This window comes from Rhodococcus sp. WMMA185 (assembly GCF_001767395.1).
Classification (GTDB): Bacteria; Actinomycetota; Actinomycetes; order Mycobacteriales; family Mycobacteriaceae; genus Rhodococcus_F.
Window position 1 is genome coordinate 1,626,804 of the sequence record NZ_CP017014.1, and the last position, 12,498, is coordinate 1,639,301.

Here is a 12,498-nt window from a genome sequence, read left to right on the forward strand (position 1 = left end):
CTGGGTGCAGCGGCTGACCTCGGCGGTCGAACACCGGGGGCGGTTGTGTGTCGGGATCGACCCGCACCCGGGCCTGCTCGAATCGTGGGGGCTGCCGGCCAACGCGGAGGGGCTCGAGGCCTTCGCCGAGACCTGTGTGGAGGCCTTCGTCGGTGAGGTGGCCGTTGTGAAGCCCCAGGTCGCTTTCTTCGAGGCGTACGGGTCCGCCGGCTATGCGGTGCTCGAACGCACGATCTCGGTCCTCAGGGCGGCAGGGACGCTCGTTATCGCCGATGCCAAGCGTGGAGACATCGGCTCGACGATGGCGGCGTACGCGCAGTCCTGGCTGGGCGAGAAGTCGTCTCTGTCCGCTGATGCCTTGACGGTTTCGCCATACCTGGGCTTCGGCGCTCTCGATCCGGCGCTGTCGCTGGCCGCGGAGCACGGCCGGGGACTGTTCGTGCTCGCCCGCACGTCCAATCCCGAAGGTGGCGATCTGCAGACCGCGCAGGTCGCCCCGGGAGTGTCGGTGGCGCAGTCCATCGTGGACGAGGCGGTCCGGCGCAACGCCACCGAACCGGGACTCGCCGGCCTCGTCGTGGGCGCGACACGCGGACACGGTCTGGATTTGTCGAATTTTTCCGGACCGATTCTCGCACCGGGCCTCGGCGCTCAGGGAGCGACCGCGGCCGACCTTTCCGAGATTTTCCCCGAGTCCCGAAAGCTGTTGTTGCCAAACAGTTCTCGGGGCATTCTCAGGCATGGGCCATCGGTTTCGGCCTTGCGGGCCGCGGCCCTCGAGGCCCGTGACGAGGTCGAGTCCGCACTCTCTTAGCCCACCCGAATTCGGCCTCGGCATCGGGGGTGGGTTCGCAATCGGCGCCGGGCGTGAGTACGGTCGCTATCGCTGCTGGTTATCCAGTGGTTTGCACTATTTGCCAACGACGAGACGGAGGAACCGTGGCCCTTCCCCAGTTGACTGACGAGCAGCGTGCCGCTGCTTTGGAGAAGGCAGCTGCTGCCCGCAAGGCCAGGGCTGAGCTCAAGGAGCGCCTGAAGCGTGGTGGCACCGACCTCAAACAGGTTCTCAAGGATGCCGAGAATGACGAGATTCTCGGCAAGATGAAGGTGTCGGCACTGCTCGAGGCTCTGCCCAAGGTGGGCAAGGTCAAGGCGCAGGAGATCATGACCGAGCTGGAAATCGCTCCGACCCGTCGCCTCCGGGGCCTCGGCGATCGGCAGCGCAAGGCCCTGCTCGCCAGGTTCGACTTCGAGGCCTGAGCCAACACAGTGGTTGCTGACGCACAGGTGTCAGAAAGTAGAAAAGCAGTGCAGAGGGGCCGGCTGGTGGTACTGGCCGGCCCCTCGGCTGTCGGAAAGTCCAGCGTGGTGCGCCTGCTTCGAGAGCGGATGCCTGAGCTTGTCTTCAGCGTGTCCGCCACGACGCGTGAGCCACGCCCGGGCGAGGTGGACGGTGAGGACTACCGTTTCACCTCTCGTGACGAGTTCCAGCGCATGATCGATGCCGGCGAGCTTCTCGAATGGGCTGAGATCCACGGCGGGCTTCAGTTGTCGGGGACCCCGGCAGCCCCGGTCCGCCAGGCGATCGAGCAGGGAAAACCCGTGCTGATCGAGGTCGATCTGGGAGGGGCGCGTGCAATTCGGACGGCGATGCCCGAGGCGCTCCTCGTCTTCATGGCCCCGCCCAGCTGGGACGTGCTGGTCCGTCGATTGACCGACAGGGGGACCGAATCCGCCGAGGTCGTGGAGCGGCGTCTCAAGACCGCGAGGACCGAACTCGACGCGCAGGACGAGTTCGACGAGGTCATAGTGAACGAGGATGTCAACCGATCGTGCGACGAGTTGGTATCCTTGTTGGTTGGACGGTCGGAACAGTCCGGGCCGATCCACTAGTTCTCACATCCGCTAGCCAGAACTGATTCCAGGAGATACCGAGTGAGTAGCACCCCCGCAGCAGCGTCAGCAGAACCCGGCCACGGCGCCCTCGCGGCCTATGACGTCCCGCTCGGAATTACCAACCCTCCGATCGACGAACTGCTCGAACGCACGTCGTCGAAGTACGCGCTGGTGATCTACTCGGCCAAGCGGGCGCGTCAGATCAACGACTACTACAACCAGCTCGGTGACGGCATCCTCGAATACGTCGGTCCCCTCGTGGAGCCGGGTCTTCAGGAGAAGCCCCTCTCGATCGCATTGCGTGAGATCCACTCCGATCTGCTCGAGCACACCGAGGGCGAGTGAGCGGAGGAGCGCCGTGCCTGAACAGGCTGCGGGTCCGGGTTCCGGGCACGTGACGGAATCGGGTTCGGATCTGTCGGGCACAGCAGGCAAACGCATCGTCGTCGGTGTCGGCGGCGGTATCGCCGCGTACAAGAGTTGTTCCGTCATCCGCGCGTTCACCGAGAGCGGGCACCATGTGCGGGTCGTTCCGACGGAGTCGGCGCTCGAGTTCGTCGGAAAGGCGACGTTCGAGGCGCTGTCAGGCAACCCGGTGCACGCCGGGGTGTTCGCAGACGTACCGCAGGTACCGCATGTGCGTCTCGGACAGGAAGCGGATCTTGTCGTCATCGTGCCCGCCACCGCGGACTTGATGGCGCGCGCGGTCGCGGGCCGGGCCGACGACTTGCTCACCGCGACACTGCTCACCGCACGCTGCCCGGTGATGTTCGTGCCTGCGATGCACACCGAGATGTGGGAACACCCGGCCACTGTCGCCAACGTTGCTACGCTGCGCTCTCGCGGCGTGACGGTGATCGAACCGGCGTCGGGGCGTCTCACCGGCAAGGACGCCGGACCGGGTCGACTGCCCGAACCTGACGAGATCGTGGGATTGGCCTCGCTTCTGCTCGAGCGGCCTGACGCGCTGTGCCGTGACCTCGAGGGCCGGCGGATTCTCGTGTCTGCCGGCGGCACTCGCGAGCCGCTCGACCCGGTACGGTTCCTCGGCAATCGCAGTTCGGGCAAGCAGGGTTACGCCCTCGCCCGACTTGCCGTGCAGCGAGGAGCCCAGGTCACCCTGGTGTCCGGGTATACCGCCGGCCTCGCAGACCCCGCCGCAGTCGACATCGTGCATGTGCGCACTGCGGAGGACATGCGAGCCGCGGTCGTCAAAAACGCGCCGGAGGTCGATGCGGTGATCATGGCGGCCGCAGTGGCGGACTTCCGCCCGTCGTCTGTGGAAACGGCCAAGATCAAGAAAGGTGCGGGCGAGCCTGCGTCCATCGCTCTCACCAAGAACGAGGACATCCTCGCCGGCCTGGTCCAATCTCGCCGAGACGGTCAAGTCCCGGCGTCCACCGTGATCGTCGGGTTCGCCGCGGAGACAGGCGATGCCGAAGGTGATGTGCTCACCCATGCACGAACCAAGCTCGAGCGTAAGGGCTGCGATCTTCTCGTCGTCAACGCAGTCGGCGAGGGTAAGGCATTCGAGGTCGACCACAACGACGGTTGGTTGCTCGGCTCCGACGGTTCCGAGTCGGCGCTCGAACACGGATCGAAAGCACTGATGGCGAGTCGTGTGCTCGACAGCGTCGGACAACTGATCCGTGCTCGATGAACGAAGATATCGCCGAGGTCCGGTGACCATGGCTCGTCGGCATGAACCTGCGGAGGTGCCGTTCGGGTTGTTCGCATTACTCCGCAGCTAAGCTGCTTTAAAGTGTTGTTCAGGGACAACTGTCGTTCCGGGGCAACCGTCGAGAGGGGAATTTTGTGAGCCAGTCCGGTAGTCGGCTTTTCACCAGCGAGTCTGTCACCGAGGGACACCCGGACAAGATTTGTGATGCAATCAGCGATTCCATCCTCGACGCACTCCTCGCGGAAGACCCCCGGGCCCGAGTCGCCGTCGAGACGATGGTCACCACCGGGCAGGTTCACGTCGCCGGTGAGGTGACGACCACTGCATACGCCGACATCCCCAAGATCGTGCGCGACACGGTGCTCGAGATCGGCTACGACTCCTCCGCCAAGGGCTTCGACGGCAACTCCTGCGGCGTCAACGTGGCGATCGGGGCGCAGTCCCCCGAGATCGCTCAGGGTGTCGACCACTCGCACGAGGTCCGCACCGGAGAACTCAGCGACGACGAGATCGACCGTCAGGGCGCCGGCGACCAGGGGCTGATGTTTGGATTCGCCACCACCGACACCCCGGAACTGATGCCGCTGCCGATCGCGCTCGCGCATCGGCTGTCACGTCGTCTCACCGAGGTTCGCAAGTCCGGCGTGCTGCCCTATCTGCGCCCGGACGGCAAGACGCAGGTCACGATCGAGTACGACGGCGACAGGCCGGTTCGTCTAGACACCGTGGTCATTTCGACCCAGCACGCCGCGGACATCGACCTCGACAATCTGCTGACGCCGGATCTGCGCGAGAAGGTTCTCGGTTCCGTCCTTGCGGACCTCGAGATGCCGACGCTCGACACCTCGGATATCCGGCTCCTGGTCAACCCGACCGGCAAGTTCGTGCTCGGTGGCCCGATGGGTGACGCCGGACTGACCGGGCGAAAGATCATCGTCGACACCTACGGCGGAATGGCTCGCCACGGAGGCGGCGCATTCTCCGGTAAAGACCCGTCGAAGGTGGACCGGTCGGCTGCTTACGCCATGCGCTGGGTGGCGAAGAACGCTGTGGCCGCCGGGCTTGCGGAGCGCATCGAGGTGCAGGTTGCCTACGCCATCGGGAAAGCGGCACCGGTAGGTCTCTTCGTCGAGACGTTCGGCACCGAGAAGACGGACCCGGTTCGTATTCAGCAAGCGATCGCCGAAACCTTCGATCTGCGCCCCGGCGCGATCATCCGCGACCTCGATCTGTTGCGCCCGATCTATGCGCAGACCGCGGCCTACGGTCACTTCGGGCGTACCGACATCAACCTCCCGTGGGAGAGCGTCGACCGGGCGGAGAAGCTGCGCGCCGCGACGGGCCTTTGATCGATTGTCGCCGCCCGAGGTGGGCGCTGTGGTGGTAGCGGTCGCCACGTGAGCGCAGGCAAGGTTGCGGCAGAGGTAGATCCGATTGCCAGGGTGCTGCCGCTGCTTCCGCTCGCTCACCTCGACCGCGAATTCGACTATCTGGTTCCGCGGGATCTCGACGAGCAGGCTCGACCCGGGGTCCGGGTACGTATCCGGTTCGCCGGACGCCTCGTCGACGGATTCGTTGTCTCACGCCGCGCAACCAGCGAACATCAGGGACGCTTCGGCTGGCTCGAGCGTGTGATCTCGGCGGAGCGAGTGCTCACTCCGGAGATCAGCCGGGTGGTCGATCTCGTCGCAAGCAGGTATGCGGGCACCCGCGCCGACGTGTTGCGGCTCGCGGTTCCGCCACGGCACGCACGGGCGGAATCCGAGACCGCGGCCGCGCCTGGCGGTTCGGTTCCCGCCGGAGCCGACGCGATCCCGATCGAGACCGAGGCATGGACGAGGTATGTCCATGGCGAGGCTTTCGTGACCGCGTTGTCGGAGGGGCGTTCACCGCATGCCGTATGGCAGGCGCTGCCCGGAGAAGACTGGACGGCACGTCTCGCGGAGCTGGCCGGAGTGGTTGTCGCCTCCGGAGCGAGCACCGTGATCGTCGTCCCCGATCAGCGAACTCTCGATCGTACGGTGGCGTCGGTGGCGGCACTGCTGGGAAGCGATGCCGTCGTCGGACTGGCAGCGGGCCTCGGCCCGGCGACGCGTTATCGGCGTTGGCTGGCCGCGCTACGCGGCACGGCCCCGGTGGTGGTGGGAACGCGAAGTGCGGTGTTCGCTCCGACACCACAAACCGGGCTGATAGTGGTCTGGGACGACGGGGACGACAATCACTCGGAGCCGCGAGCGCCGTATCCGCATGCTCGCGAGGTGGCGCTACTGCGGGCGTACGCCAGTGGCTGCGCGGTAGTGCTCGCAGGACACGCACGGACCGCCGAGGCTCAGGCTCTGGTCGATTCAGGATGGGCACACGATCTCGTGGCGGCCCGCGATACCGTGCGTGCCGCGGCGCCGAAGATCACTGCCCTCGCCGACAGCGACCATGCGCTGGCCCGTGACCCGGGCGCACGGGCCGCCAGACTGCCCGCCATCGCATTCGCGGCGGCCCGTGAGGCGCTCGGTGCGGGTAAGGGGGTGCTGGTCCAAGTTCCCAGGCGCGGGTACGTACCGAGCCTCGCATGTGGCAAGTGCCGTGCGGCTGCGCGGTGCCGCCGGTGCAACGGTCCCCTCGCCTTGCCGTCGGCCGCGGGCCCGGACGGAGCCGCGACCCCGGCATGCCGCTGGTGCGGCGTCGCGGACGCCGCCCATCGTTGCCACGCGTGCGGTGCGCGGGCGCTGCGTGCCGTCGTCGTCGGGGCGGGCCGCACTGCCGAGGAACTCGGGCGCGCCTTCCCCGGCATCACGGTCCGGATGTCCGGAGGCGACGATGTTGTCGACGAGGTGGAACAGGGTCCGATTCTGGTGGTATCGACAGTCGGCGCCGAACCCGTCATGACAGGTGGATACGGGGCCGCCCTGCTGCTCGACGGGTGGGCGCTGTTGGGTCGCCCGGACCTGCGCGCGGCGGAGGAGACTCTGCGCAGATGGATGACGGCCTCGGCGCTGGTGGCACCCTTCGCAGAGGGCGGTCAGGTGGTTGTCGTCGCGGATTCCGGTATCCCCACGGTTCAGGCACTGATCCGCTGGGATCCGGTCGGCCATGCGCGCGCCCAGTACGCCGAGCGTGCGGAGGTCGGATTTCCGCCCGCCAGTCATATGGCGGCGATCGACGGCAGCGCCCGGGCGATCGCCGACCTCCTCGACGCGGCGGAGTTGCCGGGGAGTGCGGAACTGCTCGGACCGGTCGAATTGCCTGCGGGGGAGCGGCTTCCGTTTTCCGGAGACTCCCCAGAACCCACCGAGGTCGAGCGCATGCTGATCCGCGTGCCCCGCGGCGACGGGAGTGCTCTGGCCAAGGCGCTGCGGGACGCACAAGCGGTACGCAGTGCGCGCAAGGACTCGCAGCCGACACGAGTGCAAATCGATCCCACCCGCCTCGGATGAGTGCGCTACGCCTCGAGATTGCGTCCTATTGAATCCCACCGGGCTCGCCGAGTGCTGTCGGCGCGGCGCGACTCCTTAGACTGGGCGCACATCTTCGAGCAGGCACGTCATCGAGCGAGCATGTCACCGAGCAGTCACATCATCGAGCAAGGGAGTTTCTTCGTGGAGGTAGTGTCGGCCCGCACAGTGGCCCACCATCCATCGTGTGGGTCGCCGACGTGCGCGTAGTCTTCGCCGGAACCCCCGAACCCGCTGTGCCTTCCCTCGAGCGGCTGATCCGGTCGCCGCATCACGACGTCGTGGCAGTGATCACCCGGCCGGATGCGGTGGCCGGGCGCGGACGCAAGGTGGTCCGCTCGCCGATAGGCGAACTCGCCGACTCACACGGCATCGAGGTTCTCACGCCGAACCGGGCTACGGACCCGGACTTCCTCACCCGCCTGGCCGAGCTCGCGCCCGACTGTGCGCCCGTCGTCGCCTACGGTGCACTGCTGCCGCAGCAGGTCCTCGACATCCCGGTCCACGGCTGGGTCAACCTGCATTTCTCGTTGTTGCCGGCATGGCGCGGAGCCGCGCCTGTTCAGGCAGCCATCGGCGCAGGCGATGACATGACCGGTGCCAGCGCCTTCCGGCTCGAGGCAGGGATGGACACCGGCCCGGTCTACGGCGTTGTCACCGAACGGATTCGTGATACCGACACCGCCGGTGACCTCCTGGGGAGATTGGCCGACAGCGGAGCGGTACTCCTCGAGTCCGTTCTCGACGGAATCGAGGCCGGTTCGATCACTGCGGTCCCGCAACCGGCAGAGGGTGTCTCGTATGCGCCCAAGGTGACGGTCGATGCGGCCCGGATCCGTTGGGACAGGGCGGCTACGGCGGTGGATCGGCACATCCGGTCGGTCACCCCTGCACCCGGTTCCTGGACCACGATCGGGGATTTGCGCCTCAAGGTCGGCCCTGTTGCACTCACCGAGGAGCAGCTCGAACCGGGGGAGATCTCGGTGAGCAAGACAGGATTGCTGGTCGGCACGTCGACGGTCGCGGTGCGACTGGATCGCATTCAACCGCAAGGCAAGAAGCAGATGGCCGCCCTGGACTGGGTCCGTGGCGCACGACTTGATGAAAAGGCTCGGGCACAGTGAGCAAAGCGGAGGAATGGGCACAGTGAGCGAATCAAGAAGACCGGCTCGCCGAGGCCAGTCCGGTTCGGGGGCACGCAACAGCAGACCCCGGCAGGCGCGTCGCCCCGATGCCTCCCGGGCCGGGCTGGACGAGCCTCGTGTGGCTGCCAGGGACGTTTTGCGCGCCGTCCGTGAGCGCGACGCCTACGCGAATCTGGTGCTGCCCGGCCTCCTGCGAGAGCGGCGCCTCGACGGCCGAGACGCGGCACTGGCCACTGAACTGGCCTATGGCGCGGCACGAGCGCGGGGACTCCTCGATGCGGTGATTTCCGACTGCGCAGGCCGGCCGATCGAGGAGATCGACGGACCACTGCTCGACGTCCTTCAACTCGGCACTTACCAACTGTTGCGCACACGGGTGGCCCCTCACGCTGCGGTCGCGACATCGGTCGACCTCGTGCGTGCGGAATCGGGCCACGGTAAGGCCGGATTCGTCAACGCCGTGCTGCGTCGGGTGTCCGAGCGTACGGAGTCCGAATGGGTGGAGCGTCTCGCGCCCACCGATCCGGTGGGTCGGCTGGCGTTCGCGCATGCCCACCCGACGTGGATCGCGCAGGCCTTCGCGGACGCTCTCGGCCCAGACGCCGGTGAACTCGAGGACGTGCTCGTCGCCGATGACGCCAGGCCCACGGTTCATCTTGTCGCGCGGCCGGGGGAGATCTCCGCGGAGGAACTCGCGCTCGTGACCGGCGGTGAGGTGGGGAGGTACTCGCCCTATGCGGTCTATCTCGACGGAGGCGATCCGGGCCTGCTCGACGCCGTTCGCGAGGGTCTTGCCGGTGTTCAGGACGAGGGCAGTCAATTGGTCGCCCGGGCACTGTCCCTCGCCCCGCTCGAGGGACCGGACGGTGGTCGTTGGCTCGATCTCTGTGCAGGTCCGGGCGGGAAGGCGGCTCTGCTCGGTGCCCTGGCGGGAATCGTGGGTGGCCGGGTCGATGCGGTCGAGCCGGTCGAGCACCGTGCGGACCTGATCCGTAAGACGACCAAGGAACTCCCGGTCGACGTAACGGTCGCCGACGGGCGAGATCCCGGGCTAGAGCACGGGTACGACCGCGTCCTGGTCGATGCCCCGTGCACCGGGCTGGGTGCGCTGCGCCGGCGCCCTGAGGCACGGTGGCGCAGGCAGCCCGGTGAAGTGGCCGGACTGGCGAAGCTGCAACGAGAACTTCTCGCATCGGCGATATCGCTGGTGCGCCCCGGTGGGGTGGTCCTCTACGCAACGTGTTCGCCGCACTTGTCGGAGACCGTCACGGTGGTCGCGGACGCGGTACGCCGCTACGGGGTGACTGCCCTCGACACACGTGAGCTGGTACCCGGTGTGCCGGATCTCGGCGATGGTCCGAGCGTTCAGCTGTGGCCACATCGCCACGGCACCGACGCGATGTTCTTCGCCGCGCTGCGCAAGCCGGCGGCCTGACGACATCCGAACCGCGAGGGCGATAGGAGGGGCGTTCGGGCTCCCTGGTCCAGGTCAGATTTCGTCGTAGCGCTCGCGCAGCTCGGGTGGCGCCTTGACGTACCACGCCTGCCGGAGCACGTCGGTCAACTCGTCGGCGTCGACCTTGTCGAGGTCGACGAGAATGGCGCCGTATCCGTCGTAGTGGGGTGTGGTGTAGAACGGGCCGCCCTGGTCGACGAGCGAGCTCTTCTGGTCGAGTCCGCACATCACGGCAAGGGCGCCGTCCGACTCGATCCGCAAACGGGCGAGGAGCTTGCCCCCCACCTTCAGTGCCGGGGTCTGGTAGGTGGTGCCTTCCTCCACTTCGGGCAGCGACAACCCGATCTTCACCGCGTCCTTCCAGGTCTGCATAAACCCAGTATGGACCGCGTGCCAGGGCCAGGAGGTGCCTACGACTAAACTTTGCCGTGTGGCCACCCCGATGATCGCACCCTCCATTTTGTCTGCGGATTTCGCACGCCTCGCCGAGGAGGCGAAGGCCGTCGCCGGTGCCGACTGGTTGCACGTCGACGTGATGGACGCACACTTCGTGCCCAATCTGACACTCGGCCTTCCCGTGGTGAAGAGCCTGCTCGCCGCGACGGATATTCCGCTCGACTGTCATCTCATGATCGACGAGCCCGACCGCTGGGCGCCGTCCTACGCCGAGGCCGGCGCACACAATGTCACGTTCCACGCGGAGGCCACCGACGACCCGTGTGCGGTGGCCAGTGACATTCGCGCGGCAGGAGCCAAGGCCGGACTCAGCGTCAAACCCGGAACGCCGATCGAACCGTACCTGGAAATCTTGAAGGACTTCGACACCCTGCTGGTGATGAGCGTGGAACCCGGTTTCGGAGGCCAGTCGTTCATCCCGGAGGTCCTGGCGAAGGCGCGAGCGATTCGCCGCCTCGTCGACTCCGGCGAACTGACACTGGTCGTCGAGATCGACGGCGGCATCAATGCCGACACCATCGAGGCCGCTGCGGAAGCAGGCGTGGACTGCTTCGTGTCCGGCTCCGGCGTCTACGGCGCGAGTGACCCGGCGGAGGCGGTGCGTTCCCTGAGGGCTGCCGCGGCCAAAGCATCGCCGCATCTGACGCCGCTGTAGCGGCGGGCGTCCGGGTCATGAAAACATTTGTGCATCACAAGAACTCGGCGGCAGATCTCGATGCAGCAATGCAGATCGCCATCGGCGCCGCAGAATCTGCTCGCGGATTCACGAGCCCCAATCCCGCGGTCGGTGCGGTGGTTCTCGATTCCTCCGGGCGCATCGCCGGCGTCGGTATGACCCAGCCTCCGGGCGGACCCCATGCGGAGATCGTGGCACTGCGCGAGGCGGGTGATGCTGCGCGCGGAGGCACGGCGGTCGTCACGTTGGAACCGTGCAATCACCATGGCCGGACGGGGCCGTGCTCTCAGGCTCTCATCGATGCCGGGGTCGTTGCCGTGCACTATGCGGTCGGCGATCCGAACCCGGAAGCGAAGGGCGGTGGAGAAACGCTCGCCTCGGCCGGAATCCAGGTGGGTACCGGGCTGCGTGAGCGGGAGGTGGAACGCGGCCCGCTGCGCGCCTGGCTCCACCAGCAGCGCACCGGACGGCCGCATGTGACCTGGAAGTACGCCGCCACCCTCGACGGGCGTAGCGCCGCCGCCGACGGAACCAGCCAGTGGATCACCGGTCCGGAGGCGAGGGAGCGGGTTCATGCCGATCGGGCGAAACTCGACGCGATCGTGGTGGGCACGGGAACGGTGCTGGCCGACAATCCGCGACTGACCGCGCGGATGGCCGACGGATCGCTCGCGTCGCATCAACCGGTACGTGTCGTCGTCGGACTGACCGACATTCCGAGAAGCGCCCATGTCCTCGACGACTCCGCACCCACACTGCTGCTGCCCACGCGGAACGTGAACGAGGTCCTCGAGGCGCTCGCCGAGTACACCGACGTTCTGCTCGAGGGCGGGCCGAGACTTGCGGGCGCGTTCCTCGCTGCAGGCCGGGTCGATCGGATCCAGGCATACCTCGCACCCCTTGTACTCGGAGCCGGGACCGCTGCGGTAGCAGACGCGGGGGTACGGACGATCGACGGCGCTCTGCGCTTCCGCCACGAGTCGGTCGAAACAATTGGACCCGACGTGTTGTTGACTCTGGTTCCGGCGGTGTCCGGCAATCTGGACAGCGCGCAAGACCCAGACCACCCAGAAGCATAGGAGTTCGCCACAGTGTTCACCGGGATCGTCGAAGAGTTGGGTGAAGTCGTCGGCAAAGAAGAATTGGCCGATGCCGTGCGGCTGACCGTGCACGGTTCGGTCGTCACCTCCGACGCGTCACACGGCGATTCGATCGCGGTGAACGGTGTCTGCCTGACCGTGGTCGAGGTACTGGAGGGCGGTTCGTTCACCGCCGATGTGATGCAGGAGACACTGAACAGGTCGAGCCTGCAGAAGATCGGCGTGGGCAGCAGGGTCAACCTCGAACGGGCGGCTTCGCTCGGCAGCCGGCTCGGCGGCCACCTCGTGCAAGGCCATGTCGACGGGACCGGACACGTCATCAGCCGCAGTCGGTCCGAGAACTGGGAGGTGGTGCGGATCACTCTTCCCGACGCCATCTCGCGGTATGTCGTGGAGAAGGGGTCGATCACGGTCGACGGTGTGTCGCTGACCGTCTCGGCGCTCGGCGGGGACCCCGGTGACGAGTTCTTCGAAATCTCGCTCATCCCGACCACCCTGCAACTGACCACACTCGGGGCGGCAGCCGTCGGTACGGTGGTCAACCTCGAGGTCGACGTGATCGCGAAGTATGTGGAGCGGCTGCAAACGGCCGACCGTTGAGTCGTACTGTTGAGGAGCATCCCACGGATGCATCCGCTG

The 12,498-nt window shown here is 66.9% G+C and carries 13 protein-coding genes; 12 read left to right on the forward strand and 1 reads right to left on the reverse strand.

Annotated elements, in window-relative coordinates; all coding sequences use genetic code 11:
• Window positions 1-4: 4 nt before the first annotated feature.
• The 9 genes from pyrF (at window position 5) to BFN03_RS07375 (ending at window position 9,606) form a co-directional block, all read left to right on the forward strand.
• Entirely contained in the window at window positions 5-814 is an 810-nt protein-coding gene (gene pyrF, locus BFN03_RS07335) for an orotidine-5'-phosphate decarboxylase (protein WP_070378467.1), read from the forward strand.
• Between the two features lie 125 nt (window positions 815-939).
• Window positions 940-1,260: an integration host factor, actinobacterial type gene (mihF, locus tag BFN03_RS07340; RefSeq protein ID WP_070378468.1), complete on the forward strand. Its 321-nt coding sequence runs from the start codon at window positions 940-942 to the stop codon at window positions 1,258-1,260.
• A gap of 66 nt (window positions 1,261-1,326) precedes the next feature.
• Window positions 1,327-1,893, forward strand: coding sequence for a guanylate kinase (gene gmk, locus BFN03_RS07345; RefSeq protein WP_332309188.1), 567 nt, complete (start codon window positions 1,327-1,329; stop codon window positions 1,891-1,893).
• A gap of 42 nt (window positions 1,894-1,935) precedes the next feature.
• On the forward strand, window positions 1,936-2,241 hold the full coding sequence (gene rpoZ, locus BFN03_RS07350) for a DNA-directed RNA polymerase subunit omega (RefSeq protein WP_070378470.1): 306 nt from the start codon (window positions 1,936-1,938) through the stop codon (window positions 2,239-2,241).
• 13 nt (window positions 2,242-2,254) lie between these two features.
• Window positions 2,255-3,556, forward strand: a complete 1,302-nt coding sequence (gene coaBC / locus BFN03_RS07355) for a bifunctional phosphopantothenoylcysteine decarboxylase/phosphopantothenate--cysteine ligase CoaBC (protein WP_070378471.1) — start codon at window positions 2,255-2,257, stop codon at window positions 3,554-3,556.
• A 155-nt stretch (window positions 3,557-3,711) separates the two neighbouring features.
• Entirely contained in the window at window positions 3,712-4,926 is a 1,215-nt protein-coding gene (gene metK / locus BFN03_RS07360) for a methionine adenosyltransferase (protein WP_070378472.1), read from the forward strand.
• A gap of 48 nt (window positions 4,927-4,974) precedes the next feature.
• On the forward strand, window positions 4,975-7,008 hold the full coding sequence (locus BFN03_RS07365) for a primosomal protein N' (protein ID WP_084385535.1): 2,034 nt from the start codon (window positions 4,975-4,977) through the stop codon (window positions 7,006-7,008).
• 218 nt (window positions 7,009-7,226) lie between these two features.
• Entirely contained in the window at window positions 7,227-8,150 is a 924-nt protein-coding gene (fmt, locus tag BFN03_RS07370; RefSeq protein ID WP_070380698.1) for a methionyl-tRNA formyltransferase, read from the forward strand.
• Between the two features lie 22 nt (window positions 8,151-8,172).
• Window positions 8,173-9,606: an RsmB/NOP family class I SAM-dependent RNA methyltransferase gene (locus tag BFN03_RS07375; protein WP_084385751.1), complete on the forward strand. Its 1,434-nt coding sequence runs from the start codon at window positions 8,173-8,175 to the stop codon at window positions 9,604-9,606.
• A gap of 54 nt (window positions 9,607-9,660) precedes the next feature.
• Here BFN03_RS07375 and BFN03_RS07380 read toward each other — a convergent pair whose 3' ends face one another.
• Complete coding sequence (locus BFN03_RS07380) at window positions 9,661-9,999, reverse strand: MmcQ/YjbR family DNA-binding protein (RefSeq protein ID WP_070378474.1); 339 nt, start codon at window positions 9,997-9,999, stop codon at window positions 9,661-9,663.
• A 58-nt stretch (window positions 10,000-10,057) separates the two neighbouring features.
• On the opposite strand from BFN03_RS07380, the gene rpe reads away from it, so the two are divergent.
• The 3 genes from rpe to BFN03_RS07395 are packed head-to-tail and all read left to right on the forward strand — an operon-like array spanning window position 10,058 to window position 12,459.
• On the forward strand, window positions 10,058-10,738 hold the full coding sequence (gene rpe / locus BFN03_RS07385; RefSeq protein ID WP_070378475.1) for a ribulose-phosphate 3-epimerase: 681 nt from the start codon (window positions 10,058-10,060) through the stop codon (window positions 10,736-10,738).
• A gap of 29 nt (window positions 10,739-10,767) precedes the next feature.
• Window positions 10,768-11,838 (forward strand): bifunctional diaminohydroxyphosphoribosylaminopyrimidine deaminase/5-amino-6-(5-phosphoribosylamino)uracil reductase RibD, encoded by a 1,071-nt coding sequence (ribD, locus tag BFN03_RS07390; RefSeq protein ID WP_084385752.1) that lies wholly within the window; start codon window positions 10,768-10,770, stop codon window positions 11,836-11,838.
• 12 nt (window positions 11,839-11,850) lie between these two features.
• Window positions 11,851-12,459: a riboflavin synthase gene (locus BFN03_RS07395; RefSeq protein WP_070378477.1), complete on the forward strand. Its 609-nt coding sequence runs from the start codon at window positions 11,851-11,853 to the stop codon at window positions 12,457-12,459.
• Window positions 12,460-12,498: the final 39 nt, after the last annotated feature.

Excerpts from the sequence above, each read along its gene's own strand:
- BFN03_RS07380 (WP_070378474.1), bottom strand. The coding sequence starts at position 9,999 with ATGCAGACCTGGAAGGACGCGGTGAAGATCGGGTTGTCGCTGCCCGAA.